This window comes from Propionivibrio limicola, assembly GCF_009469695.1.
GTDB classification, from domain to species: domain Bacteria; phylum Pseudomonadota; class Gammaproteobacteria; order Burkholderiales; family Rhodocyclaceae; genus Propionivibrio; species Propionivibrio limicola.
Map to the genome: position 1 here is coordinate 344,188 of NZ_SSSR01000001.1, position 26,265 is coordinate 370,452.

Annotated in this window: 26 protein-coding genes and 1 tRNA gene; 7 read left to right on the forward strand and 20 right to left on the reverse strand. The window is 59.4% G+C overall.

Annotated elements, in window-relative coordinates:
* Positions 1-15 precede the first annotated feature (15 nt).
* From GH659_RS01650 to tfpB, 5 genes are all read right to left on the reverse strand, one after another.
* Positions 16-1,305 (reverse strand): Fic family protein, encoded by a 1,290-nt coding sequence (locus GH659_RS01650; protein WP_153108966.1) that lies wholly within the window; start codon positions 1,303-1,305, stop codon positions 16-18.
* A gap of 236 nt (positions 1,306-1,541) precedes the next feature.
* Positions 1,542-2,198 carry a YiaD family glycine zipper/OmpA-like lipoprotein gene (locus GH659_RS01655; RefSeq protein ID WP_153108967.1) on the reverse strand — a complete coding sequence of 219 codons (657 nt, stop codon included), beginning with the start codon at positions 2,196-2,198 and terminating at the stop codon, positions 1,542-1,544.
* A gap of 168 nt (positions 2,199-2,366) precedes the next feature.
* Entirely contained in the window at positions 2,367-4,076 is a 1,710-nt protein-coding gene (locus GH659_RS01660; RefSeq protein WP_153108968.1) for an NAD-binding protein, read from the reverse strand.
* Positions 4,077-4,103: 27 nt separating this feature from the next.
* On the reverse strand, positions 4,104-4,487 hold the full coding sequence (locus tag GH659_RS01665; RefSeq protein WP_153108969.1) for a DUF6394 family protein: 384 nt from the start codon (positions 4,485-4,487) through the stop codon (positions 4,104-4,106).
* Positions 4,488-4,572: 85 nt separating this feature from the next.
* On the reverse strand, positions 4,573-6,375 hold the full coding sequence (gene tfpB / locus GH659_RS01670) for a type IV pilus assembly ATPase TfpB (protein ID WP_153108970.1): 1,803 nt from the start codon (positions 6,373-6,375) through the stop codon (positions 4,573-4,575).
* A 304-nt stretch (positions 6,376-6,679) separates the two neighbouring features.
* On the opposite strand from tfpB, the gene GH659_RS01675 reads away from it, so the two are divergent.
* Positions 6,680-7,033, forward strand: a complete 354-nt coding sequence (locus GH659_RS01675; RefSeq protein ID WP_153108971.1) for a hypothetical protein — start codon at positions 6,680-6,682, stop codon at positions 7,031-7,033.
* A 17-nt stretch (positions 7,034-7,050) separates the two neighbouring features.
* Here GH659_RS01675 and GH659_RS01680 read toward each other — a convergent pair whose 3' ends face one another.
* From GH659_RS01680 to greB, 3 genes are all read right to left on the reverse strand, one after another.
* Positions 7,051-7,548 (reverse strand): DNA-deoxyinosine glycosylase, encoded by a 498-nt coding sequence (locus tag GH659_RS01680; RefSeq protein ID WP_153108972.1) that lies wholly within the window; start codon positions 7,546-7,548, stop codon positions 7,051-7,053.
* Between the two features lie 122 nt (positions 7,549-7,670).
* Positions 7,671-9,620 carry a molecular chaperone HtpG gene (gene htpG, locus GH659_RS01685; protein ID WP_425499968.1) on the reverse strand — a complete coding sequence of 650 codons (1,950 nt, stop codon included), beginning with the start codon at positions 9,618-9,620 and terminating at the stop codon, positions 7,671-7,673.
* A gap of 90 nt (positions 9,621-9,710) precedes the next feature.
* Complete coding sequence (gene greB, locus GH659_RS01690; protein WP_153108973.1) at positions 9,711-10,274, reverse strand: transcription elongation factor GreB; 564 nt, start codon at positions 10,272-10,274, stop codon at positions 9,711-9,713.
* Between the two features lie 185 nt (positions 10,275-10,459).
* Between greB and GH659_RS01695 the strand changes: the two genes are divergently transcribed.
* Entirely contained in the window at positions 10,460-10,678 is a 219-nt protein-coding gene (locus GH659_RS01695) for a YdcH family protein (RefSeq protein WP_211364066.1), read from the forward strand.
* A gap of 100 nt (positions 10,679-10,778) precedes the next feature.
* Here GH659_RS01695 and GH659_RS01700 read toward each other — a convergent pair whose 3' ends face one another.
* The 3 genes from GH659_RS01700 to GH659_RS01710 all read right to left on the reverse strand — a co-directional run bounded on the left by GH659_RS01700 (position 10,779) and on the right by GH659_RS01710 (position 13,328).
* The gene (locus GH659_RS01700; RefSeq protein ID WP_153108974.1) at positions 10,779-11,786 is read right to left on the reverse strand and encodes an inorganic phosphate transporter; all 1,008 of its coding nucleotides are present in this window, start codon (positions 11,784-11,786) and stop codon (positions 10,779-10,781) included.
* An 11-nt stretch (positions 11,787-11,797) separates the two neighbouring features.
* Positions 11,798-12,436, reverse strand: a complete 639-nt coding sequence (locus tag GH659_RS01705) for a DUF47 domain-containing protein (protein WP_153108975.1) — start codon at positions 12,434-12,436, stop codon at positions 11,798-11,800.
* Positions 12,437-12,554: 118 nt separating this feature from the next.
* A complete protein-coding gene (locus GH659_RS01710; RefSeq protein WP_425499969.1) occupies positions 12,555-13,328 on the reverse strand; it encodes an NAD-dependent deacylase in 774 nt (257 codons plus the stop codon).
* Positions 13,329-13,472: 144 nt separating this feature from the next.
* On the opposite strand from GH659_RS01710, the gene GH659_RS01715 reads away from it, so the two are divergent.
* Positions 13,473-13,958, forward strand: a complete 486-nt coding sequence (locus GH659_RS01715) for a phosphate-starvation-inducible PsiE family protein (RefSeq protein WP_153108976.1) — start codon at positions 13,473-13,475, stop codon at positions 13,956-13,958.
* 41 nt (positions 13,959-13,999) lie between these two features.
* Here GH659_RS01715 and GH659_RS01720 read toward each other — a convergent pair whose 3' ends face one another.
* Positions 14,000-14,845, reverse strand: coding sequence for a putative RNA methyltransferase (locus GH659_RS01720; RefSeq protein ID WP_153108977.1), 846 nt, complete (start codon positions 14,843-14,845; stop codon positions 14,000-14,002).
* A 39-nt stretch (positions 14,846-14,884) separates the two neighbouring features.
* Between GH659_RS01720 and GH659_RS01725 the strand changes: the two genes are divergently transcribed.
* On the forward strand, positions 14,885-15,100 hold the full coding sequence (locus tag GH659_RS01725) for a hypothetical protein (RefSeq protein ID WP_153108978.1): 216 nt from the start codon (positions 14,885-14,887) through the stop codon (positions 15,098-15,100).
* 32 nt (positions 15,101-15,132) lie between these two features.
* Here GH659_RS01725 and GH659_RS01730 read toward each other — a convergent pair whose 3' ends face one another.
* On the reverse strand, positions 15,133-15,663 hold the full coding sequence (locus GH659_RS01730) for a YgjP-like metallopeptidase domain-containing protein (RefSeq protein WP_153108979.1): 531 nt from the start codon (positions 15,661-15,663) through the stop codon (positions 15,133-15,135).
* A 182-nt stretch (positions 15,664-15,845) separates the two neighbouring features.
* A tRNA-Ser gene (locus GH659_RS01735) sits at positions 15,846-15,933 on the reverse strand.
* A gap of 35 nt (positions 15,934-15,968) precedes the next feature.
* Here GH659_RS01735 and mltF point away from each other — a divergent pair.
* A complete protein-coding gene (gene mltF, locus GH659_RS01740; protein ID WP_153108980.1) occupies positions 15,969-17,393 on the forward strand; it encodes a membrane-bound lytic murein transglycosylase MltF in 1,425 nt (474 codons plus the stop codon).
* A 35-nt stretch (positions 17,394-17,428) separates the two neighbouring features.
* Here the strand turns inward: mltF and serS are convergent, their stop codons facing one another.
* The 4 genes from serS to GH659_RS01760 form a co-directional block, all read right to left on the reverse strand.
* Complete coding sequence (gene serS, locus GH659_RS01745) at positions 17,429-18,709, reverse strand: serine--tRNA ligase (RefSeq protein ID WP_153108981.1); 1,281 nt, start codon at positions 18,707-18,709, stop codon at positions 17,429-17,431.
* Between the two features lies 1 nt (position 18,710).
* On the reverse strand, positions 18,711-20,033 hold the full coding sequence (locus tag GH659_RS01750) for a replication-associated recombination protein A (protein WP_281349691.1): 1,323 nt from the start codon (positions 20,031-20,033) through the stop codon (positions 18,711-18,713).
* A complete protein-coding gene (gene lolA / locus GH659_RS01755; RefSeq protein ID WP_153109055.1) occupies positions 20,026-20,607 on the reverse strand; it encodes an outer membrane lipoprotein periplasmic chaperone LolA in 582 nt (193 codons plus the stop codon). Before lolA ends, GH659_RS01750 begins: the two co-directional genes overlap by 8 nt.
* 100 nt (positions 20,608-20,707) lie before the next feature.
* Positions 20,708-23,035 carry a DNA translocase FtsK gene (locus GH659_RS01760; protein ID WP_246167634.1) on the reverse strand — a complete coding sequence of 776 codons (2,328 nt, stop codon included), beginning with the start codon at positions 23,033-23,035 and terminating at the stop codon, positions 20,708-20,710.
* A 338-nt stretch (positions 23,036-23,373) separates the two neighbouring features.
* Between GH659_RS01760 and trxB the strand changes: the two genes are divergently transcribed.
* Both trxB and GH659_RS01770 read left to right on the forward strand, forming a co-directional pair.
* Complete coding sequence (gene trxB, locus GH659_RS01765; protein WP_153108984.1) at positions 23,374-24,333, forward strand: thioredoxin-disulfide reductase; 960 nt, start codon at positions 23,374-23,376, stop codon at positions 24,331-24,333.
* Positions 24,334-24,426: 93 nt separating this feature from the next.
* Positions 24,427-24,987 carry a Smr/MutS family protein gene (locus tag GH659_RS01770; protein WP_153108985.1) on the forward strand — a complete coding sequence of 187 codons (561 nt, stop codon included), beginning with the start codon at positions 24,427-24,429 and terminating at the stop codon, positions 24,985-24,987.
* 65 nt (positions 24,988-25,052) lie between these two features.
* Here GH659_RS01770 and GH659_RS01775 read toward each other — a convergent pair whose 3' ends face one another.
* Both GH659_RS01775 and GH659_RS01780 read right to left on the reverse strand, forming a co-directional pair.
* Positions 25,053-25,808: a sulfite exporter TauE/SafE family protein gene (locus tag GH659_RS01775; protein WP_153108986.1), complete on the reverse strand. Its 756-nt coding sequence runs from the start codon at positions 25,806-25,808 to the stop codon at positions 25,053-25,055.
* Positions 25,809-25,917: 109 nt separating this feature from the next.
* Complete coding sequence (locus GH659_RS01780) at positions 25,918-26,256, reverse strand: P-II family nitrogen regulator (protein WP_153108987.1); 339 nt, start codon at positions 26,254-26,256, stop codon at positions 25,918-25,920.
* Between the last annotated feature and the right edge of the window lie 9 nt (positions 26,257-26,265).

Genomic DNA, 26,265 nt, shown 5'->3' on the forward strand with positions numbered 1-26,265 from the left:
AGCACGTAATCGCTGCTATTTGAGCTTCATCTTGTGGGTAAGTGAATTTCTTGTCACCGCATTCGCTTTTGCCGCCTTGACAAGCTGTTTTAGCGCTTGTGGATCCACGTCCAGATCGCCTGCCGGATAGAGGTTGGGCAAAAGAGACCCGAGGGCATGCATCGGGAAGCCAACTCTTACCCGGCCTCTAGGAGTGTCCGAGACAAGAAATCCTTCGAGGACGAGCGCGTTAAGTACGTCTCTCGCAGTTCTCTCGGGCAGGCCGGTCAGACGGCTTGCCTCCATGCGGTCGAACTCTCCAGTGCTGAAGGCATGGAGAAACAGGTGTACAGATTCAGGCTTGAGGTCGAACCGCACTTTCCGGAAAAAATGCTCGGCTCTGAACCTGAAGTTGTCGAGTGCGAACATCCGGGCCATGAACTTAGCCTGATCGATAGCCGTTTGCATGGCGTATTCGCAAAACTCTGCCAACCTCTTTTCGGACAGGTTTCCACGTCCATCAAGATCGCCCATTCGAGGCTGGTCGGCCCCGGCGAGTTTCGCCTTGTATTCTTCTGCCGTTTTTGCGAATCCCCGGGAGATTGACCAGAGGCCCGCGCCATTAACGCCACACTCTCGAAGCATGGCGTCGATGGTGATTCGCGCGACACGACCGTTTCCATCAAGGAATGGGTGAATCCAAACAATACGATGATGGGCGAAGAAAGCAGCAAGAATTCCGTCCAGCTTGCTTATTCCCCCCTTTTTTGACCATTCAAGGCGGAGGCCGTAGACCTTTGCGAAGCGTTCCAGAAAGCCATTCAGAGAGTCTGCTCTGGGAGCTACATGCCTGCCGACATGGACGTCACGCTCTCGAAACTTTCCGGGTTCCATGTAGCTCCCGTCCTTGAGCGTCAGCATTTCCTTCGGCAAGTGCTCGCAGAAACGCCGATGAACTTCAAGAATAAACGGGAGTAGAGATTTTTGGTCGAGACACTGCGGCTTTGCCCATCGATCAGCTTCAATGTGAGCAAATGCAAGACTCTGCAAGTCCTTTTGCTCCATCTGCTCCTTTATCTCAAACAGAGCCTTCTCGATATCCATTGGCAGGGTGTGATGGCCCTCGATCAAGTTCGAGTAGTAACAGTTCATCCCCGAGACAAGCTCAGAGAGGCTTCTCGCTGTCGCGGGCACAACAGCCGCGTCCAAGCAGGCAGACGCCTCTGATAGTTCGTGCGCAAGCCCGATCAGTGAGTTGTAGGCAGGCCGGGAGCTATCAATGACTAGCGGTTCCATCTGAGCCGCATCGGCGTATAACTCAATCATTATTTTCCCTATATTTGCCGATAACTATGCCGATTATAGTCATAAATTATCAGATAGTTATCGTCGCATAATGGGCTATCTTTGCCGATATCTTCGCCGAAGTTAAAGCCGGATCGAACGGGGAAACCCGCCCCCGTGCTGAGTCATGCAACGAGGCCCTTCGATATAAAAAAGAGGGGAAGGCGCTGCCCTCCCCTCTTCACCTTCCTGATTCAGCGCTTGAGCGCCTTAGCATCTTAGCGCGGCGGTTCCGCCACAAAGATTTCAACGCGCCGGTTCATGGCCCGGCCGGCGACGGTGTTGTTATCGGCAATCGGCTCGCGCGAACCCCGGCCGTCGATGCTGATGCGGCTCATCGCCACACCGCGCGCAACGAGGTAATTGCGGGTCGCGCTGGCGCGGTTGACCGACAACGGTACATTCACCGAGTCGGAACCCGTGCTGTCCGTATGGCCGACAATCCTGACCGTCGTCACCGGATTCTGGTTCAGCGTCGTCGCAAAGCGGTCGAGAATCGGGCGCAGGTTCGGCTTGACGTCGTAACGGCCGGAGTCAAACGAAATGTCGCTCGGAATTTCCAGCTTGAGCTGGTTGTCGGCCGTCTGCGTGACGTTCACACCGGTCCCCTGGGTGGCCTGCTCCATCGCCGCTTTCTGTTCCTGCATGTGCTGCGACCAGAGATAACCGCCGCCCGCCCCGAGCGCGGCACCGATCGCCGCCCCCGTCGCGGCACTCTTGCCGCCACCGGAAATCCCGCCAATCACCGCCCCGGCCACGGCACCGATGCCGGCGCCCGTGGCGGTAGTGCGCTGCGTTTCGGTCATGTTGGCGCAGCCGGCCAGCCCGCCGGCACCGATCGTGATAGCCGCAATAGCCAGAATGATTTTTTTCATCGGGAAACCTCCTGTGTCGTTCATAACGAATTTCATTATAGGCAAGGATTTGACTTCACCATCAAGGCTCAAAAGAACCCAAATACACCGAGTCATCGCCTTGTTTAACTTGGTGAAACTTGGAGTTCCTGGTGGCTTGGTGGTTCGTTTTTTTTTCGCGACAACAGTCTATCGATCACGTCGCCGCATCGCGTGCAGGCGGCGGAACAGCCAGCTGCGCGGCGGTTCGATGCCGGTGCGGACGTAAATCAGCGGGCTCGGTTCGAGTTGGAAGCGCCGTTGCAACTCCTCGACGCCACGATCGCCCGCGAAAAGGATGCGATCGCCCGCCGTCAGAGGCATGTCGTCCGGCGGCAACGGAATCTCGGTTCTTTTGCGCAGGAGCAGCAACGGGACGGCATTGAGCCGTTCGGGCGGGCTTTCCGGGTTGATCAGCAAATCACCGATGCAGAACGGTGGTGCGACTTTCATCTCCAGCGCCTCGCGGATACCGGCGTAGGGGAGATAGCAATCGAATCCCCACATGAACGGCACGCGATCGCCGACGTGCGTTTCAAGCAGCGCCGCGGCCCGCTTCACGAGTTCGGCCGAATTTTCCGCGCTATCGAGGTGGCGCAGGAAGCGGATCAGCAGCGGCGAAGTCAGCAACTGGCGCGCCTTGTGGGCGACAACTTCGGCCTTGACGAAGCGCAACGGCGCCATCGAGGCATCGATCAGGGCCGCGTTAGCCATATTGACCTGGCGGATGACGACGTACAGATCCGATTTGAGGGAACGGGCGCGGGTGACGGTGGCGAGGTTGACCGGATCGTCGTCGGTACAAGCCACCAACCCGACGGCGCGCTCGATACCCGCCGAAACGAGATCCTCAAACACGCCGTCAGCGCGGCAGCCGGAGCCGCTGGAAGCTCGCAGGAGCGGATCGTTATCGACCAGCGAACAGGTATTGCCGGTTTCCGTGAGGGCCGTCTCCACATAGTCGGCAAAACTGCCTTCGCCGCAAATGACCCAATGGCCTTTCGGCAGGTTGAGCGAACCGGGGCGCGCGCCGCCGGGAATGCCGGTCAGCCATTCGATAACGCGCAGCTTCTCGGGCGAGCCCATGTCGAGCCGCATGTTGTGGGCGAATGATTCGTACGGATTAACGAGTTCGATCTTCTTGAACGATTCGAGGTTGGCGCGGGCGATCGGCGTATGCACGCGGGCGATGATGCGCAGCGACGGATTGAGCACCGTGCCGCCGATCGCTACGGCCTGGTTGGCGTCGTCGCTGGCCGCCATCGAGACCATGGCCAGGCATTTACGGTGCGTCACGCCAGCATCGACGAGCACATCCGGCAGGCGCGCATCGGCGGCGAGAAAAATCGGCGGATGCTCGAATTCGTCGATTTCGATGCGCGCCGCCCGATCCGCCCGCGCTTCGACGATGACCATGCGCACGCCCATGCGATCGAGCATGCGCGCCAGCATCATGCCGCTCTGGCCGTAACCGACGATAACGATGAACGACTCCTGCATTGCCGCGACGCGCGCCGCGAAACGCCGCCGGGTGATGGCATCGCGAAACGTCTGGTCCTGTGACAGGTGAAAGATGCTGCCGAGCGCATAGGCCCACGAAACGACAGTGGCGTAGATGCAGAACACGGTCCACGCCCGTTGCGCGTCGGTGAAGGCATGCGGAATCTCGCCGAAGCCGATCGTCGTCGCCGTATAGCTGACGATATAAAGCGCGTGGAAAAAGCCGAGCCGGACGCTGTTGCCCTCGGCATCGACGCCCGGAATGAGGACGAGCCCCCAGACCGAAACCGCGTAGGCCAAAACGAGGACGATCAGCGGCCGGCGCAAGCGGCGCAGGATGACGAAGAGCAGGTCGTTCACACCGCCTCCTTCTCGCTCAAATCGCCATTACCGCGTCTGGCGCAACGTTTCGCTGATCAGCAAGACGACCGAAATGAGATTGGCCAGCAAGGCACCACCGCTCAGCGAGACGACCGACGACATGGTCTGCACGTCCATCGGTGCGTGGTTGATGCTGACGTGCCACATCCAGACGAACGAGGCGGCCAGCAACTGCAGCATGGCGACGAGGCTCGTCGCCAGATGGGTGGCACCGAGATGGGTTCGGTCGCCGAACTTCATGATCAGGGCGATCAGATTGACGACCACGGCCGCGAACAGGTGGCCGGGCTCATGCAGGAGGCTGTTGCCAATATCCCCGATGAAGAAACCGAAGTTCAGCGTACAGGCGAGGATGACGAAGAAACCGAAGATGACTTTTTCAAGATTCATGGCGGGGACTCGCTCTGGTCATGGGTTACGGCCATCCTACTGGCTTGATATGGGACTGTAAATCGACCGGGAAGCTGCACCTCCGTCACACCCGCTCCAGAGGCGGCGCGACTTTGAACACTTCGGCGAGCGTCGTGACGCCGGCCGCCACTTTCATCGCACCAGAGATACGCAGCGGCTTCATCCCTTCCCGATACGCCTGTTCGCGGATTTTGGCGACTTCGACGTTATCGCCGATCAGCTGCTTCATGTCGGGCGACATCATCAGGATCTCGTACAGCCCGAGCCGCCCGCGATAGCCCGTCATGCGGCAGTCGAGGCAGCCGACCGGGTGATAGAACTGGCTCGGCCGGTTGGCTTTCCACGGCGCCACAAGGCGATCCCACAACGCCTCGTCTTCCGGCGTCGCCGGCCGCGCTTCCTTGCAGTTCGTGCACAGCACGCGCACCAGCCGCTGCGCCATGACGCCCAACACCGTCGAACTGATCAGGTAAGGCGGGACGCCAAGATCGAGCAGCCGGGTCACTGCCGCCGGCGCGTCGTTGGTGTGCAGCGTCGACAAAACAAGGTGCCCGGTCAACGCGGCCTGGATGGCCACCTCGGCCGTTTCGATATCGCGGATTTCGCCGATCATGATGATGTCCGGGTCCTGCCGCATGAGGGCGCGCACACCTTCGGCAAAATTGAGGTCGATCGCCGGTTGTACCTGCATCTGATTGAACGCCGGCTCGACCATTTCGATCGGGTCTTCGATCGTGCACACATTGACGGCGGGCGTCGCGAGTATCTTCAACGTCGAATACAGCGTCGTCGTCTTGCCGGAACCGGTCGGCCCGGTGACGAGAATGATGCCGTTCGGGCTTTCCGCCATCGTTTTCCAGCGCTTGCGGTCGTCGTCCGAAAAACCGAGTTCGCTGCAATTGCGTACCAGCACTTCCGGGTCGAAGATGCGCATGACCAGTTTCTCGCCAAACGCCGTCGGCAGCGTCGACAAACGCAGTTCGGCCTCCTGTCCGTCGGCCGTGCGCGTCTTGATGCGGCCGTCCTGCGGGCGGCGCTTCTCGACGAGGTCCATGCGGCCGAGAATCTTGATCCGGCTGACCATCGCCGCCATCACGCTCATCGGAATCTGATAGACCTGATGCAGCACGCCGTCGATGCGGAAGCGGACGATGCCGACCTCGCGGCGCGGTTCGATGTGGATGTCGCTGGCGCGCTGCTCGAAGGCGTATTGCCAGAGCCAGTCGACGATGTTGACGATGTGCTGGTCGTTAGCGTCGAACTGGCGGTTGGAGCGGCCGAGTTCGACGAGCTGCTCGAACGACGACAGCCCGGCGCTCTGGTTGCCCTGTTGAGTGGCTTTCTTGACCGAACGGGCGAGGTTGTAGAACTCGACGAGATAGCGGGCGACATCGAGCGGATTGGCGATGACCCGCCGGATGCGCCGCTTGCTGATGAATTCGATTTCCTTTTCCCAGTCGCGCAGGAACGGTTCGGTGGTGGCAACCACGATTTCCGCCGTCGTGGTCTGCACCGCGAGAATGCCGAAACGCGTGGCATAGGCGCTCGACATGACATCGGTAACGGCGCTGAAATCGATCTTCAGCGGATCGATGTGGTAATACTCCAGTCCGACCCGCGCCGCCAACCATTCGCCCAGTTCGTCGAGCGTCAGCGGACGATGCGGCGCCAGCAATGACTTCCACTTCTGGTCAGCGATGATTACCAGCGGATGGGCTCCCAGCCGTTTCAGACGGCTTTCGGCAACGAGGGCGTCCGCTTCCGGCTGGGCGGCGATGCCGTCCTCGACCAGCATCCGCAGCAGTTCGAGCAAAGTCAGCCGATGTTCCGGCTCGGAATTGGGCCTGCCGGGCTTTTTCGAATGCATACGACCCCCTGAATACGTAATCCGGGAACTATAGCCGAGCGCGCCGAGACAGCTCAATCGCCGCCGCGGAAAGAATCGGTAAATCGCGATTTTCGCGCGGGAACTGTCATCCGGAACTCGAGGTCTTCGTTATGAGTTGATCGGTTGAATTTTTGGGCCGCGTGCTACCTGCCTCCATCGCCGTAATGGCCATTGCTTCTATGACTTTCAGCTAATGGCAGAGCATGCCGGCTCTCTTTACAATTCAACGCCCGCCATTGATCTACGCGGCTTGACGCCGTTTTTCACCGCACAAGGAAAATTGATGAAACACCTGTTGATCGTCGCCGCCTTCGCCACCGTCCTCGCTTCACTCCCAGCCCAGGCGCAGCTCGGTCCGGCCGGCGTTCCCGGCGCGCCCGGACTCGTTCCGCCATCTGCCACCAAACCAGCGGCAAAAACCGAACCGAAGGCTAAAGTCGCAACCCCGTCCCGCTCAACCAAAGCAGCGGCCAAGCAGAAGGCCAGCGTTGAGAAAAAGTCGCCACTGCCCGATTGCAGCAAAACGGCCGAACCGGAGCGGTGCGAACGCCATCAGAAAGCCCGCCAGCTCTGTTCGGACAAGGAAGGCGACGCCCACTTGCAGTGCCTGCGCGACACGCTCGTGCCGAATAAATAGGCAGGAATCAGGTTTTTTCAGGGGCTCTGGCCCCACGCTGCGCGCCAAAGATCGACCTTGCGCGCCAAGGCAAGCGTATAAGCAGGGCTGGTGGAGGGAAGAACGTGGGTCTCGTACCCGCTCCCCATGAACCAGCGCTCGAATTTTCCCGAAGTTTTTCCGTTGAAACAGACGCGCCGCAAGTGCGGCGCACGCGTCAAAAGCTGTGCAAAATCGTTCGGCTCGCCAGACTGAATTGCCGAATCAAGCGCGCCTTCGCGCCGGCAGCAGCGATAGACATCCCAGACGCCAACACGATGCTGTAACAGGCGACGCTGCTTTTCCGCATAGTCGAGATCAGGCAGCGGCTCGTCCAGCACCGCGCCCATCACGCGCCAGAACTGGTTTTGCCGATGGGCATAATAATGCTGCGCGGCCAAAGAAGCCGGCGACGGAAAACTGCCAAGAATCAGCGTCTCGACATTGGCGTCGAGGATGGGTGGCAGACCGACGAGAGTGGATGGATCGGGAATCATCAATAACCGCCTTAAACGCAGAGGGCGCAGAGATACAGAGTTCGCAGAGAAAAACGAAGGGGCTTGCTTTCTCTGTGTTCTCTGTATCTCTGCGCCCTCTGCGTCAAAAGAGGTTTACTGCATCACTTCCCCGACAACGCCATCATCAAGTCGTTGATGCGCTTGACGAAGCCGGCCGGGTCTTCGAGCGTGCCGCCTTCGGCCAGCGTGGCCTGTTCGAGCAGCAGGTTAGCCCAGTCGTCGAAGCAGGTTTCCTCATACTTCAGCCGCTGCACCGCCGGATGCTTCGGGTTGATTTCGAGGATCGGCTTCATTTCCGGCGCCTTCTGGCCGGCGGCCTTGAGGATGCGCGCGAGATTGCCGCCCATGTCGTGCTCGTCGGCAACGACGCACGACGGCGAATTGGTCAGGCGATGCGTCACGCGCACGTCCTTGACCTTCTCGCCGAGCGTCGTCTTGATCTTCTCGATCAGCTCCTTGTACTCGTCGGCGGCCTGTTCGGCTTCCTTTTTCTCGGCTTCGTCTTCGAGCTCGCCGAGGTCGAGGCCGCCCTTGGCGACCGATTGCAGCGGCTTGCCGTCGAACTCGGTCAGGTAGCCGGTCACCCATTCATCGACGCGGTCGGAAAGCAGCAGCACTTCAATGCCCTTCTTGCGGAAAACCTCGAGGTGCGGGCTGTTCTTGGCGGCGGTGAAGGTCTCGGCGGTGACGTAGTAAATCTTCTCCTGGCCTTCCTTCATGCGCGACACGTAGTCGGCCAGCGACACGGTTTCGTCCGGGGTATCGGTATGCGTCGAGGCGAAGCGGAGCAGCTTGGCAATGCGATCCTTGTTGGCGAAGTCCTCGCCGACGCCTTCCTTGAGCACGCGCCCGAACTCGGTCCAGAATTTGGCGTACTTCTCTTTCTCGGCGGCTTCGTCGCTGTTGGCCAGCCCTTCGAGCATGCCCAGCACCTTCTTGACGCAACCGCCGCGAATCGTCTCGATGTCCTTCGATTCCTGCAGGATCTCGCGCGAAACGTTGAGCGGCAGGTTGTTCGAGTCAACAATGCCGCGCACGAAGCGCATGTACAGCGGCATCAGCTGCTCGGCGTCGTCCATGATGAAGACGCGGCGCACGTAGAGTTTGACGCCGTGACGGGCGTTGCGGTCCCACAGGTCGAACGGCGCCTTCTGCGGAATGTAGAGCAGTTGCGTGTATTCCTGCTTGCCCTCGACCTTAGCATGCACGTAGGCCAGCGGCTCCTCGAAGTCGTGCGCGACGTGCTTGTAGAACTCCTTGTACTGCTCGTCGGTAATTTCCGACTTCGGCCGCGCCCACAGCGCCGACGCCTGATTGATCGTCTCGTCCTCGTCGGTGACGACCTGCTCCTTCTTCTCCTCGTCCCACGTTTCCTTCTTCATCACAATCGGCAGCGTGATGTGGTCGGAGTACTTGCGGACGATCTGCTGCAGGCGCCAGCTCGACAGGAATTCGTCCTCGCCGTCGCGCAAATGGAGAATGACGTCGGTGCCGCGCCCGGCCTTTTCCACCATTTCGATGTCGTACTCGCCCTCGCCCGCCGATTCCCACTTAACGGCCTGATTGGCCTCCAGCCCGGCGCGACGGGAGATGACCGTCACCTTGTCGGCAACGATGAACGAGGAATAGAAACCGACGCCGAACTGACCGATGAGATGCGCGTCTTTCGCCTGATCGCCGGTCAGCGAGGCAAAGAACTCGCGGGTGCCCGACTTGGCGATGGTGCCCAGATGCTGCACGGCCTCGTCACGCGACAGGCCGATGCCGTTGTCGGAGATGGTCAGCGTGCGTGCTTCCTTGTCGAATGAAAGGCGGATTTTCAGCTCCGAGTCGTCACCGTACAACGCGCCATTGTTCAGCGCCTCGAAACGCAGCTTGTCGCAGGCATCGGACGCATTCGACACCAGCTCGCGCAGGAAGATTTCCTTGTTGCTGTACAGCGAATGAATCATCAGGTGCAGCAGTTGTTTGACTTCGGTCTGAAAACCCAGGGTTTCCTTGTTGGCACTCATCGTGTCGCTCCGTAGTTGCGTGAATTTTGATTCGGACATGGGAAAAGCCGGGGGAGCCCCCGGCAACGCGTCCGTAGATGGGGATGGCGCGAATCATTTCAAGCCCCCGCGCCGGAAGCAGGAAGGGATTTACGGCTCGATCGTCACGTATTCGACGACCAGCACTTCGACCTCACGCCAGCCGGCCGGGCTCTGGAAGCGCACCTGATCGCCCTCGCGCGCCTTGAGCAAGGCACGCGCCAACGGCGACACCCAGCTGATTTTGTTACGCGAAAAGTCGGTCTCATCGACGCCGACAATCCGGTAGGTCTGTTCCTCGCCTTGTTCGTCGCACAGCGTCACGGTCGCGCCGAAGAACACCTGATCGGTGTTCTCGCGCCGCGCCGCCGGATCGACAACCTCGGCGAGATCAAGACGTTTGGTCAGGAAACGGATGCGCCGATCGATTTCGCGCAAGCGCCGCTTGCCGTAGATGTAATCGCCGTTCTCCGAACGATCACCGTTCGATGCCGCCCAATGGATAACCTCGACCAGATGCGGACGCTCAACGCGCAACAGCTGATCGAGCTCATCCTTGATTCGCTTGTAACCGCCCGGCGTGATGTAGTTGCGTGTCCCTTGCGGCAACGCCAGCGCGGGCTCGACGCCCTCGTCGTCATCGCCGTCAGTTTCCCGGGTAAAAGCCTTGTTCATACGTAACACCAAACACGTCAGGAATAAGCAGAGCTGCAAATCATAACGCGGAGATTGCCATTTGGCGGGAAGCGTTGTCTTTAGCCGCAGGGGCGCCTAAGATTGTGTCGCTGTCGCACTGATCACCACCAGCCATCCAGCCTCCCGGCATCGCCGAGGCCTCAACCAACAACACGGGTGCCAAAATGATGCTGACCGAAGAAGAAACAAGCGCCGCCCGCGCCCAACTGAACGAGCTTCAGATTGAACACCGCGACCTGAATCTGGTGATCGAGCATTTGACGCGAGCGCCGGTTGCGGAGCAGGACCAGCTCCTCATCCAGCGCTTGAAGAAGCGCAAATTGCTGCTCAAGGACAAGATCTTCCAGCTGGAAGGAATGCTCGTACCGGACATCCTGGCCTGAAAACTATCGGCATCGCACCAACAGCGCGATGCCGATATGAAGATGGAGCCGCCGTGACCGATCATTCACGTCCGTACGGCCGCTCATGCATGAATCTTGATTAGAACAACACCTTTGCCAGACACCAGAAGAGCGCGGCAATAATGGCGCTGCAGGGAATCGTCAGAACCCACGCCCAGACGATGTTGCCGGCCACACCCCAGCGCACTGCGGACATGCGTTTGGTCGAACCGACGCCGACGATGGCGCCGGTGATGGTATGCGTTGTCGATACCGGCACGCCGAGCGCGGTGGCAAGGAAAAGCGTCATCGCGCCGCCCGTTTCCGCGCAGAAACCACCCACCGGACGGAGCTTGGTGATCTTCTGGCCCATCGTTTTGACGATCCGCCAGCCACCGAACATGGTGCCAAACGCGATCGCCGAGTAGCACGAGATAATCACCCACATCGGCAACGGATCGGACGATTTCGACAAGCCGGAGGCAATCAGCAGCATCCAGATAATGCCCATCGTTTTCTGCGCATCATTTCCGCCATGCCCGAGGCTGTAAAGAGACGCCGAAAGCAGCTGCAACCGACGGAACCATCGATCAACGCTCCGTGGTGTCGCTCGTCGGCACGCCCAGGAAACCAGAAGCATCATGATTGATCCGAGCAACATGCCCAGCATTGGTGAGACGAAAATGAACGCTACGGTTTTGAGCAGGCCGCTGGCAATGAGCGACGCTGGCCCGGCTTTAGCCAGGGCGGCACCGACCAGTCCCCCGATCAATGCGTGCGAGGACGACGAAGGAATGCCGTAATACCAAGTGATGACATTCCAGGCGATCGCTCCGACCAGCGCCCCGAAAATGACATAGTGGTCGATGATCGAAGGGTCGATGGTGCCCTTGCCGACCGTCGAAGCCACCTTGAGATGAAAAACGAAAATGGCAACGAAATTGAACGAGGCCGCCAGCAGAACAGCCGTCTGCGGACGCAGGACGCGTGTCGAAACCACCGTCGCGATGGCGTTGGCGGCATCATGAAAACCATTCATGAAATCGAACACCAACGCCATGGCCACGAGCAGAACAACGACGCCCATGCTGATGTTTAAAGTTTCCATAGGGGCACCGGTCAGGAGTTTTCGAGCACGATGCCTTCGATGATGTCCGCCACATCCTCGCAACGATCGGTCACTGATTCGAGGAGTTCATAGACGGATTTGAATTTGATCAATTCCCTGACATCCGGCTCTTCGCGGAAGAGTTTGGACATCGCACCACGCATCTCGCGATCCGCTTCTGATTCCAGTGCGTCGATTTCCTGACAAAGCTTCAGGATTTGCGGGCCGTTGTCCATTGACGACAACAACACGACGGCGTCGCGCATCCTCTCGCAGCACGCCAGTCCGAGCTTGCCGAGCGAAATGGCTTCTTCGGTGATGTGGCTGACGTTATAGAGCGAGACCGTATACGCCACGTCCTCGATCAGGTCGAGCGTTTCATCAAGCCAGGTGATGAGCTGATGGATTTCTTCGCGTTCGAGCGGGGTGATGAAGGACTTGTGCAACTGCTGCATCGTCTCGCGGGCGATCTCGTCGCCGCGGGTTTCGATCGCGTAGATCGTTTCGCAGTGTTTGGCCGCCTGCTCATCGGACTCGTTGCGGACGGTGAGCATGCTGACCAGTTCCCGGCTTGCCAACACAACCTGCTCGACATGCGAGTTAAATAGATCGAAGAATTTGCCCTCTTTGGGCATAAAGTGCGAAAACATAGTTTTATTTCAGAATTGTGACGGCGCATTCTACCACCCGGCCCTCTCGTCCATAAGGGGCACGGAGGCCGCGTCCTTCCGGCAAGGTTCCGATTTTATTGCGGCAAAACCAGCGGACTCAGCACGATTCGCCCGGCTTCCGGGTGATTGCCACCAACGCCTCGGCCGCCCCAAGCGGCAAATGGAACCGCACGTGATCGCTCAGCCGCGTCCCGGCCGGATTGATCTCGACCGTCGGCACGCCGTTTCGGACGGCGCGCATGACCGGTTCGGCAATGTAAGGAAAAACCGCGGACGTCCCGATGACAAACACCATATCGAAGCCCGTCGCCGATTCCTCATACAAACGCTGGAGTGCGCCATTGGGCAACGATTCGCCGAACAGCACGACTTCCGGGCGAACAACGCCGCCGCACACGGGACATACAGGGAAACCCGCCGCCCCCACGGCTTGCCTCGCGTCCGCCGCTTTGCCGCAGCGCGTGCAATGCCGCCTGCCGAGCGTGCCGTGGATTTCGATGACGTTGGTGCTACCCGCCAGAGTGTGCAGACCATCGATGTTCTGCGTCAGCACCACGACCTGCCGCCCCTTTTCGAGCGCCGCGATCGCCCGGTGAGCGGCGTTTGGTTCAATCTGGCGGCAATTGCGTTCAATCCGCGCCAGATACTTCCACGTAATATCCGGTCGCGTCGCGAAACATTCGCCCGACAAGGCATCCTCAATTGTCAGGCCGTCCTCCGTTTCACTGCCGTTATACAACCCGCCGACACCGCGATAGGTCGGCAAGCCGGAATCCGCCGATACGCCCGCTCCGGTAATGAACAACACCCGCCGCGCTGTCCTGAGTTCCACCGCGATATCAGCAACCATGTCCTCAACATTCATCGCCATCCGGGCATCCTCTTTTCATACCAAAGCGCATGGTATCGCGCCCCCTATACCCTGATCAGAAGAACAAAAAACCGACGCGTCAGTCTATTCTTCCAATAAAGTGATCTTGCCCTGGCACACAACTCCTGAACGAAGGAAACGATCATGGACGAATGGCAACAGCTCTCCAAGCACGACGAGCGGTTTGTACGATTCCTGCAATCGATCATCCATCTCGCCGTGAAGGCCCTTGCCGTACTGATGGTCGTCGTGATTATTTTCGGTGTCGCCGACGTCGTGTATGTCCTCTACACGCGCATTTCCGCCCACCCGTACCACTTGATCGACGTCAGCGACATTCTCGCCACTTTTGGCGCCTTTATCGCCGTACTGATCGCCATTGAGATTTTCATCAATATTGTCAGTTACTTAAGAGACGACGCTATTCAACTCGAAGTGGTGATCGCCACCGCCTACATGGCAATCCTGCGCAAGGTCATTGTCCTTGATTACAAGGAAACGGCGCCTGAATATGTCTTTGCGACGGCGGCCACGGTACTCGCTCTCTCTATCGGCTATTGGCTCATCGTCGCCCGCAAAAGCCGGACGCGGATTGTGCCAGGACAACGGGACCGGACAGCAAACGACTAAAAGCTTAGGCATTCATCTGACGACTGATCGACAACGGCCTTTTATCCTTCACGGCGCCAACACGACAGGCGCACATCGACGGTGAGTGACAAATCGGTCAGCGCAGCCGCCCGCTCTCGGCCCTCGGCACTTGCCCGATAGAGATGCGGCGTCATGGCCAGCAAATTGGCAATCCGCTCCTTGCCATTGATTTGCAGTGGGTAACGGACCGTTTCGACGGACACGAGGGTAAAACCCGGCGGCGCTGCCGCCGCGGACGGGCGCTCGGGCTTCAGGACCGGATAAATGACTTCGCGCAGTTCACGCAGATGATCCGGTCCGGCATCCACCTGCAGCAACAGTCCCCCCGGCTTGAGTACGCGAGCGAACTCGGAATAGACGGGGAAACCGAACATGCACAGAACACGATCAAGCGTTTCCGGCAACACAGGCAGATTGGCGTTGCTCCCCACCACCCATTGGATTGTTTTATCCTGCTTTGCGGCCGCCAGAACCGCCCATTTGGAAATATCGAGCCCGACAAGCGCGAGGCGCTGGTCACCCGCCTCCGCGACGAGCCGGCGCAGGTAGTACCCCTCCCCGCATCCAGCATCAAGGCAACTGAGCGTTGACGCCCTTGCAACATCAACGGTAAGTGCTGCGCGACTGACCGCTGCGGCGATCGGCTCATAATAGCCAGTATCCAGAAAACGTCGGCGCGCCGCGACCATCTCCTTGCTGTCGCCGGGATCGCGCGAACGCTTGTGCTGGACGGGCAGCAAGTTGATATAACCCTGGCTGGCAACATCAAAACTGTGGCCGGCCACGCATCGCCACGCCGAACCGGAGCAAGACAGGGGCGCTTGGTCCAGAGGGCAAGCCAGCGCTTGAAACGGAATTATGTTCATAATCGATAGCCTCGTACGGCCCGGAAACCAGGAGAACACATGCGCACTTATCTCAACAAAAAGAACGGAAAGCGTTACATCGTGCTGGCGGATGGAATTGACTGCACCAATGAGCGTGACGGAACGGCTGTCGTCATTTACGCCCCGGAAGACAAACCTGAATTGATCTGCGTCAGGGAAAAAACGGAGTTCATGAAAAAGTTCGATTTCGAGTCAGATAACCATTCCCCCTCAATTACTTTGGGACGTGAATAGATCAGTTCAAACACCAGAAATATCGACCAAAATCAGCGACACCCGGCCGGCCAGATATGTTTCTCCGTTGTATCGAGACAAAGAAGGCACGCCCGTAAATCGAACTCCAGCTGGTGATAATCGGGCTCCATGTAACGACACAGCTGATAAAAGTCCTTGTCGTGTTCGCGCACTTTGAGGTGCGCCACTTCATGCACAACGATCATGCGCAGGAATTCAGAGGGCAGCGTTTTGAATACGGAGGCAATGCGGATTTCGTGCTTCGACTTGAGCTTTGCGCCCTGCACCCGCGAAATTCTTGTGTGCGTTCCCAGAGCCTGATGAATCACATGGAGCTTGCTGTCGAATGCCACTTTGTCCGGTTGCGGGGCATTGCGCAGATATTCGCCCTTGAGTTCCTGCACGTAGTCGTAAAGAGCCTTGTCAGTACGAACCGAATGCATGCCCGGATATTTCCGGCGCAGCAAATCGCCAAACTGGCCCTGCCCGATCAGCAGATGAACTTGCTCGACCAGCGATGCAGGGTAGCCGGACAGATAATCAGGAATGGTTCGGGTAAACATGTAGCCAAGCCGGGGAGCGACTTTAGATATTTTCCACCCTCGTAGCCGTCAGGGCGGGAATTCAACGAACTTGTTGCAATACTGCACTAGCGAGACGAGATCGCCGCACGAACAACAGTAGCACACCGCATTTTGCACAAAACAAAAAAGCCCTTGAACATCAAGGGCTTTTTCTATCAACTTGGCGGAGAGGGAGGGATTCGAACCCTCGGTACCTTGCAGTACGCCTGATTTCGAGTCAGGTACAATCGACCACTCTGCCACCTCTCCAACAGGGGCAAGACTATATCACAAGACATGAAAAAATGCGCCATCTTCTTCTGATTTTTTCGCTTATTGTCGCCGGATGCGGCAAGGTTGTTCCCTTGCCATTCAACGAAAGCGGCGAACTTGTGATCTTGACCCGTGTGGGATCAACAACTTATTCGCCTGACTCGCCAAACACCTTACCGGGTTCCGGGAACGATGCAATGGGTTTCGAACACGATCTGGTGCAGATGTTTGCCGCCGATCTGAAGTCAAGAAGCCGTTTCGTTGTGGCCGCCAGCGATGACGAAGTCCAGACGCGCCTTCGGAATGGCGAGGCACATATGGCCGCCGCCTGGCTCGTTGCACCCGACGATCATGGGCTGCCTGCAAGTACGCCGTTCTTCGAAAGCCGGAACATACTCGTGACCCACGAAGCATCCCTTCCGCCCATGGAAATCAGGCAACTGGCGCACAAGAGCATCCACGTTGTCGCGGGATCCCGCCAGGAAACGGCATTGCGCAAAATCAGCGACGAGGTTCCCGGCCTTAAAGCCGTCGCCAGCCGTCAGCAGACGGAAATCGACCTCATGGAAAGGGTGGCTTCGCAGCGCATTGAAGCCGCCTTGGTCAACAACGCCGAGTTCGATATTGGCATCAACCACTTCCCTGTCCTGCAAAACGCCATGCAAATTGGCCCGTCGCGGCCGATTGTCTGGCTTTTCGCGCCCAACACCGACCCTGCACTGATTGCAAAAGCCAATGACTTCCTGGAGCGCAGCCGTAAGAACGGCGAACTGGATCGACTGAAGGATCGTTACTTCGGCCATGTAAACCGGCTCACCCAAGCGGACACCCTGCACTTCATCGAACGCGTGCAGTCGGTACTGCCGCGTTTCCGAAAAATGTTCCAGGATGCGCAAACAGAAACCGGCATCGATTGGCGCATTCTCGCGGCGGTGTCGTATCAGGAGTCGCAATGGGAACCACTGGCGACCAGTCCGACCGGTGTGCGCGGGATCATGATGCTGACCGAGGAAACAGCGGACCAACTCAACGTTTGCAACCGTCTCGACCCGGCGGAGAGTATCCGTGCGGGGGCCCGCTACATCAGCAGCTTGCGTCAATCGCTGCCCCCCGGCATTAGCGAACCGGACCGGTTGTGGCTGGCACTTGCTGCCTACAACCTCGGCATGGGCCACCTGAAAGCCGCCATGCACATTGCCGGCACACTGAATGCCGACCCCAATTCTTGGTACGAGATGAAGAAAGTCCTACCGCTTCTCGCCCAGCCAAAATATTACAACCGGCTCAAATCGGGACGAGGGCGCGGCGGCGAGGCGGTCATCATGGTTGAAAACATCCGCGTCTATACGGACATCCTTACCCGGCGCGAAATGGCTTTCTCATCGATCGACATTGCACCGGAGACAAGGACCGACAAGAGCGGAAAGCCGCGCAAGCTATTTGCGGCAAACCGCTAATCCGTCCTCGCCGCCGGCAGCCAGCCCGGCCTCACTCAAGCGCCGATCTTCTCCACGCCGCCCATGTAGGGACGCAATGCAGCCGGAATCGTAATGCTGCTGTCGGCATTCTGATTGTTTTCAAGAATGGCCACCAGCGTACGCCCGACTGCCAGCCCCGAGCCGTTCAGGGTATGAACGAGTTCGGGCTTGTTTTTCTCGTTGCGGCAACGCGCCTGCATGCGCCGGGCCTGGAAGGATTCAAAGTTGGAGCACGAGGAAATTTCGCGATAGGTGTTCTGCGCCGGAAGCCAGACTTCCAGATCGTACGTTTTGGCCGACGAGAAGCCCATATCGCCGGTGCACAGCGCGACGCGACGGTAGGGCAGTTCGAGCTTCTCGAGGATCGTTTCGGCGTGACGGGTCAGAGCCTCGTGCGCTTCGGTCGATTGCTCGGCGGCAACAATTTGCACCAATTCCACCTTGTCGAACTGGTGCTGGCGAATCATGCCGCGCGTGTCCTTGCCATACGAGCCGGCTTCGGAGCGGAAGCACGGCGTGTGGCTGACGAACTTGAGCGGCAAAGCTCCCTGCGCAACGATTTCGTCGCGCACGATGTTGGTGACCGGCACTTCGGCGGTCGGAATCAGGTACAGCGGATCAGCGTCTTCGCGCAGGATCTTGAACAGATCAGCCTCGAACTTCGGCAGCTGGCCGGTCCCGTACATGCTGTCCGAATTGACGAGGTATGGCACATAGACTTCGGTATAACCGTGCTCGGTGGTATGAACATCAAGCATGAACTGGGCAAGCGCGCGATGCAGACGCGCCAGCGGGCCTTTCATCAGCGAGAAGCGTGCGCCCGCAATCTTGGCGGCCGTCGCAAAATCGAGCTGACCAAGCCCTTCGCCGAGGTCGACGTGATCCTTGGCCGGGAAATCGAACGTCCGTGGCGTGCCCCAACGCTTGATCTCGACGTTGTCGGCCTCCGACTTGCCCACCGGCACGTTCTCCTGCGGCAGATTGGGAATGGTGGCGACAAACGCTTCCAGTTCCTTGAGCAGTTCGCCGAGGCGCTTTTCGTTGGCTTCGAGCTCGTCCTTGAGCGCAGCCACTTCGGCCATCACCGCCGATGCATCCTCGCCTTTCCCCTTGAGCATGCCGACCTGCTTCGACAGGCTGTTGCGGCGGGCCTGCAGATCCTGCGTCTGCGTCTGCAACGTCTTGCGTTCGTTTTCCAGCGTCTGGAAGGTGGCGCTATCGAGCGTAAAGCCACGCGTGGCAAGGCGCCCGGCAACGGCATCGATGTTGGTCCGCAACAGTTGTATGTCAAGCATGTCAGTCCTTAGAGTCTTTGATTTTCTTCGCCTGACGATCCAGCTCGCGCAGATGCGCGAGCTTTTCGCCAATCTTTATTTCGAGTCCGCGCTCGACTGGCCGATACCAGTCGACGGGCGGCATCCCTTCGGGGAAATAGTTTTCGCCGGCCGCGTAGGCGCCTTCTTCATCGTGCGCGTAACGATAGTTCTTGCCGTAGTCGAGTTCCTTCATCAGACGCGTCGGTGCGTTGCGCAGATGCAGCGGCACCGGCCGGGAACCATCCTTGGCGACAAAAGCACGCGCGGCATTATACGCGACGTAGGCGGCGTTCGATTTGGCGGCCATGGCCAGATAGATCACCGCTTCGGCCAGCGCCAGCTCGCCCTCCGGCGAACCAAGCCGCTCATACGTGGCCGCGGCATCGGTCGCAATCTGCATGGCCCGCGGATCGGCCAGCCCGGTTTCTTCCCAGGCCATGCGCACAATGCGGCGGGCAAGATAGCGCGGATCGGCGCCGCCATCGAGCATGCGGCAGAACCAGTAGAGCGCCGCGTCCGGATTCGATCCGCGCACCGATTTGTGCAGTGCGGAAATCTGGTCGTAAAACGCCTCGCCGCCTTTATCGAAACGACGCAAGCTCTGCGCCAATGTGTTATCGATGAAGGCGCCATCAATCTGTGTCCGCTTGGCAGTCAGCGCCGCCGTGCGCGTCTGTTCGAGCAGATTGATCAGGCGACGTGCGTCGCCGTCGGCCAAGCCAACCAGGCGCGCCCGCGCATCGTCGTCGAAGGTCAATCCCGCAAGGGCTTTCTGACAGGCGCGTTCGAACAACTGGCCCATTTCGTCGGCCGACAGCGGATTGAGCACGTAGACGGAAGCACGGGAGAGGAGCGCCGAGTTCACTTCGAACGACGGATTCTCGGTCGTCGCGCCCACCAGCGTCAGCAGGCCATCTTCGACGTAAGGCAGAAAGGCATCCTGTTGCGCCTTGTTGAAGCGATGAACTTCGTCGATGAACAGAATCGTCGCCCGCCCCGACTGCGCCCGAATGGCTTCGGCCCGTGCGACGGCTTCCCGGATGTCCTTGACCCCGGAAAACACCGCCGAGAGCGCGACAAATTCGGCATCGAAAGCATCGGCCATCAGGCGCGCCAGCGTCGTCTTGCCGACGCCCGGCGGCCCCCACAGAATCAACGAGTGCAGCTTGCGCGCTTCGAACGCCAGACGCAGGGGCTTGCCCGGTCCGATCAGATGCTGCTGGCCGATCACCTCGTCCAGCGTCTTGGGGCGTAACGCTTCGGCAAGTGGAACCGGATGGTCTTGAGCGAACAGGTCAGTCACTGATGACATCGACTCCGGCGGGCGGCGTGAAACGGAAACTCGTCGCCGGCAGCGACGGGTTGCGCTCAAGTTTTCCGAAGGACAGCGACGTCGTTTGCCCGAAATTGTCGAACAATTCCATCGCCTTCAGGTCGTTGCCGGCAAATCCGAGTTGCAACTTCTCGAAGCCGCTGTCCGCCGATTTCGGCGTCGCTTCCAGCCATTCCAGCCCTTCGCGCTCGCCGAGTTCGCGCAGATTGAAATCTTTCTCCAGGGTATTCGAACCGACGAGCAGCGCCGCCGGCGTACTGCCAAGCGCGGCACTCATTTTCTTGACCGTCACCTGGCGCAGGTCGGGGTCGTAAATCCAGATTTTCTCGCCGTCGCCAACCAGCAACTGGCTATACGGCTTTTCGATCTGCCAGCGAAACTTGCCCGGCCGCGAAACCATCATCACCCCGGAAGACATCTGGGGCCGCTTGCCGTTTTTGGCGACGACGATCTGCGCAAAACTGGCGCGCAAGGTTTTCGTGCTCTCCAAAAAGCGGTGCAGTTTGTCGATCGCACCCGCGTGAGCGGTCGCGAAGAAAAACATGCCGCATAAAAAAAGGAACAAGGATTCCCGCCGGAAAAACCATTTAGTCGAACATCTCACTCGCTGTGCCTCTGTGTTTCTGTGGTTAAACTTGTGCCAATCATTCTTCACTCTGGCGCGCCAGCACTTCGCGTCCGCCGCGCGCATCCATGGCCGAAACAAGGCCGGCCTTTTCCATCGCCTCGATCAGGCGCGCCGAACGGTTGTAGCCGATGCGCAAATGGCGCTGCACCAGCGAAATCGAGGCACGACGGTTCTTGAGCACGATTTCCACCGCCTGATCGTAAAGCGGATCGGCTTCCGCATCGCCCCCGCCCTCGCTCTCACCGTCGGCTCCGCCCTCGCCTTCGTCTTCGAAGCCGCCGCCCGTGAGCACGCCTTCAACGTAATCAGGCGCCCCCACTTTCTTCAGATAATCGACGACGTGGTGCACTTCCTCGTCGGCCACGAAGGCACCATGCACGCGCGTCGGATAACCGGTTCCCGGCGCCAGATAGAGCATGTCACCCTGACCCAGCAGCGCCTCCGCTCCCATCTGGTCGAGGATGGTACGCGAGTCGATCTTCGACGATACCTGGAAAGACATGCGCGTCGGAATGTTGGCTTTGATCAGGCCGGTGATGACGTCAACGGACGGTCGCTGCGTCGCCAGAATCAGGTGAATGCCGGCGGCACGCGCCTTCTGCGCGAGGCGGGCGATCAGCTGCTCGACTTTTTTGCCGGCCACCATCATCAGGTCGGCCAGTTCGTCGATCACGACAACGATGTGCGGCATTGACTTCAGCGGTTCGGGCGATTCCGGCGTCAGCGAGAACGGATTGGTCAGCGGGTTTCCCGCCTTCTCGGCATCCTTGATGCGATGGTTGAGGCCAGCGATGTTGCGCACGCCGATGGCCGACATCAGCTTGTAGCGTTTCTCCATCTCGCCGACGCACCAGTTGAGCGCATTGGCCGCCTGCTTCATATCGACGACAACCGGCGCCAGCAGATGCGGGATACCTTCGTAGATCGACAATTCGAGCATCTTCGGGTCGACGAGGATCAGCCGCACCTTTTCCGGCTCGGACTTGTACAAGAGCGAGAGGATCATCGCGTTGATGCCCACCGACTTGCCGGAGCCGGTCGTCCCGGCCACCAACAAGTGCGGCATTTTGGCGAGATCGACAACGACCGGACAACCGCCGATGTCCTTGCCCAGCGTCATCGCCAGCGGCGACGACATGTTGTGGTATTCGCTGCTCGAAATGATCTCGGAAAGCCGGACGACCTGCCGCTTCGGGTTCGGCAGTTCGAGCGCCATGCAGGACTTGCCGGGCACCGTTTCGACAACGCGGATCGACACCATCGACAGCGAACGCGCCACGTCCTTGGCCAGATTGACGATCTGCGCTCCCTTCACGCCGACCGCCGGTTCGATCTCGTAGCGCGTAATCACCGGACCGGGATAGGCAGCCATCACCTGCGCCTGAACGCCAAAATCGGCCAGCTTGCGCTCGATCAGGCGCGACGTGTATTCAAGCGTTTCCGGACTGATCTGATCGGTCGGCGGCGCCGCCGGTTCAAGCAGATGCAGGGGCGGCAGCAACCCGCCCTCGACGGCTTCCGGGAAAAGAAGCACCTGCTTTTCGCGTTCGATGCGCTTCTCGACCTTGGCCGGGACAACCACTTCAGGTACCGGCTTATCGACGATAATGACCGGCTCGCGCGCTTCTTCACGCCGCTTTTCCCCCTCGACGACCACTTCGCGCTCGCGCGCCGCTTCGCGCCCGATGCGCCGATCCTGCCAGCCATCGATCAAATCGCGCCCGCCCGTATAGCACCTTTCCAACAACGTACCGAAGTATTCAGCGGCCGTAAGCCAGGACATTCCCGAAAAAAGGCTCCAGCCGAGCGCCAGCGCCACCATCAGAACGAGTGTCGCGCCGGTGTAGCCGAGATAGCGAGCCGACGCGCCGCCGATTTCCATGCCAAGCACGCCACCGGGGGCGAGCGGCAACGCCCCCTCTAGAGAATAAAAACGGAGCGCCTCAAGGCCGGTGCTGGCCAGCAAGACAATCAGAAACCCCGCCAGCGCGATATACATCGGGCGCTTGTCCTCTGACGGCGGCGCATCCAGACGCCGATACCCCCACCAGACAAACGTAAGCAGCAGAATAATGAACCACCAGGCCGAACGACCGAACACGTAAAGCAGCAAATCCGCCAGCCAAGCCCCGCTCCGGCCGACCGGATTGTGCAGTGTCGCCACAGGGACGGCGTGCGACCAGCCCGGATCGTCCTGATGATAGCCCCCCAGGGCGAGGCCGATAAATACGGCAAGAAACGCCAAAACCAGCCAGCGCGATTCCTGCAGCACGACCGCAATCTTCTCCGGCAGCGGACTGGAGTGTCCGGCCCCTCGGCGAATCTTCCCAGCGTTTTTTTGCAACAAAACCATCTTTCCGATCGCAGCTAATTTTCAGGAGAGAAATTATAACGGCAGGCACGGTGCCTATTAACCAGACGTCACCGGGATCAGCTTCATCGTTTAAACAAACCGCTCAGTCCTCAAACGAGGCGAAATGATTTCGTCTGCGAAAAACGACCCAGTCTGTCGGTAGAATGTCGATCCATCCGCCGCCAGTGTTCATTGACCATTTGGCGGCGCTACCGTATCGGCGTTCGATTATAGGACAAGCGGAAACGCACGACCGGTACATTCGATGACACGTATCCACCCTGCTCTATGGCGGGGCAAACCAACAGAAAAGCGAAAGGGGAATCCCCATGTCCGAAGCAACCCGTCACTGCCCGTTGCTCATTCTCGGCTCCGGCCCGGCCGGCTATACGGCCGCCGTGTATGCCGCGCGCGCCAATCTCAAGCCAGTCCTGATTACCGGCATGGCGCAAGGCGGCCAGCTGATGACGACAACCGAAGTTGATAACTGGCCGGCCGAAGCGCAAGGCATTCAGGGCCCCGAACTGATGCAGCGCTTCGAAGAGCATGCCCGGCGCTTCGAGACGGAGATCATCTTCGACCACATCCACACCGCAAAACTGACCGAAAAGCCGTTCACCCTGATCGGCGATAGCGGCACTTACACGTGCGACGCCCTGATCATCGCCACCGGCGCCTCGGCGCAATACCTCGGCCTGCCATCCGAGGAAGCCTTCTCCGGCCGCGGCGTTTCGGCCTGCGCCACCTGCGACGGCTTCTTCTACCGCAACCAGCCGGTCGCCGTCATCGGCGGCGGCAACACGGCCGTCGAAGAGGCGCTTTACCTCGCCAACATCGCCAGCCACGTCACGCTGATCCACCGCCGCGACAAGCTACGTAGCGAGAAGATCATGCAGGACAAGCTGTTCGAGCGGGAGAAGGAAGGCAAAGTGACGATCAAATGGGACTCGACGCTCGAAGAAGTGCTGGGCGACAAGACCGGCGTCACCGGCATCCGCATCAAGAACGTCAAATCCGGCGCCAGCGAGGACATTGCGCTGACGGGCGTCTTCATCGCCATCGGACACAAGCCGAACACCGACCTGTTCGTCGACCAGCTTGCGATGGAAAACGGCTACATCGTCACGCACGGCGGTCACAACGGCAACGCGACGGCGACATCGATTCCGGGTGTCTTCGCGGCGGGCGACGTTCAGGACCACATTTACCGTCAAGCATGTACGTCAGCAGGAACTGGATGCATGGCCGCGCTTGACGCCGAGCGCTACCTCGACAGTCTCGGCGGTTAAGTTTCCAGCCCACGAGTCATTAAGGACGAATCGAACAAGCCCCGGCACAGCCCACAGCCTCGCCGGGCGTTCATCACATGCCAGACGTAGCCAATGCGCCAGCGACCGCCCACCGAAGAAATCAGCGCCGAAGACCTCGACGCCTTTCTTGCGGCCATCGAGGGCACGCAGCCGCTACGCACACCGGCGCGCGTCGTCCATGAGCCGCCGAAGCCACGCCCGCGACCGCGCCAACGCGAACTGGACGACATCGAGGTAATCCGGGAATCGCTGCATGGCCCATTCGAAATCGACGATCTGTTGGCCATCGGCGACACTTTTCTCCGCCCCGGCTTGCCCCGCGACGTCCTGCGCGACTTGCGGCGGGGGCGCTGGGCGATTCAGAACCATACGGATTTGCACGGAATGAACCGCCATGAGGCGCACGACGAAATCGCCCGTTTTCTCGCCGAATCGCGTCTCACCGGAAAACGCTGTCTGCGCATCGTCCATGGGCGTGGACGCGGCTCACCCGGGCGTGAAGGCGTCCTGAAACGGCTCGTAAAAACCTGGTTATCACGCCATCGCGACGTGCTTGCGTTCTGCCATGCCGCCCCATGCGACGGCGGTGAAGGCGCCCTCTGGGTTTTGCTCCGCGCCAACCGGGAACGATAAGCATCAAAACGGCAAACGATCAGCCCTCGCGCCAGAATTTCGCTGCCATCCCCGCCGCCATTCCCTTACCCGACCGAAATCCCGTCCAGCAAAAGTTTGACGCCTGACAACCCCAGGGCCGCCGTGGCAAACCAGTAAAACGGCCGCTCGGGTATTTTCGCCAAAATGCGCAATCCGAGCCAGACGCCCAGCGGCACGAGCGGCAACAACATGGCCGAGGCGATGAGCGACTCCTTCGTAAAAATACCGAGAGCGAGATACGTCGGGAGTTTGGCCAGATTGATGGTGGTGAAAAAATAGACCGACGTGGCCACAAAATTCTGCCGCGGCAACTGCCGGCTCAACAGATAAGCCATCACCGGCGGGCCACCGGCATGTGCCAGCGTGCTGGTAAAGCCCGACCCCGCTCCGGCGAGCCATGCAAAGAGACGTCTCGGAGGGCGTGCGGACTGCGCGCCACGGCTACGGCGAACCAGTCGGTCAAGCGCAAAAAGAACGGCAATCAGACCAACGGCAATTTTCACGAAACGATCGGGCATGACGCCGAAAGCCAGCGTGCCGAGGACGATACCCACGATGGCAGCGGGCAGCATCATTTTAAGGTCGGCCCAACTGGCTTTCCCGCGCCACGCCCCGATGCCGACCCAGTCGGTCACGATCAGCACCGGCAGCATCACGGCCGCCGCGTCGCGGGGCGATATCCAGATTGCCATAAGCGGCACGGCCAAGCCACCCAGCGCGCCACCCAGTCCGGATTTCGAAATTCCGGTGATCAGCACGGCAAAAGCCGCCACGACCCAACCCAACGAATCGAATTCCACCGCAGTTACTCCGAATCGGGCCTTGAACGCCCGTTCTTCAATGACGTTGATGCTCCAAAGCAAACGGCCCGCTAAGCGCGGGCCGTTTGTACTCGAACCTCAGGACAACTTAGACCGCCGCCTCGCCCGTCTCGCCTGTGCGAATCCGGATGACCTGTTCGACTGGCATCACGAACACCTTGCCGTCGCCGATTTTGCCGGTACGGGCCGCTTTCAGAATCGCCTCGATGGCGTTGTCGACCACGTCGTCTCCGACAACGACCTCGATCTTGACCTTGGGCAGGAAGTCCACAACGTACTCTGCGCCACGGTACAGCTCGGTATGGCCTTTCTGGCGGCCAAATCCTTTGACTTCGGCCACTGTCAGGCCGGTAATGCCAATTTCCGACAAAGCTTCGCGCACTTCGTCGAGCTTGAATGGTTTGATAACGGCTTCGATTTTTTTCATTGCAGTGGC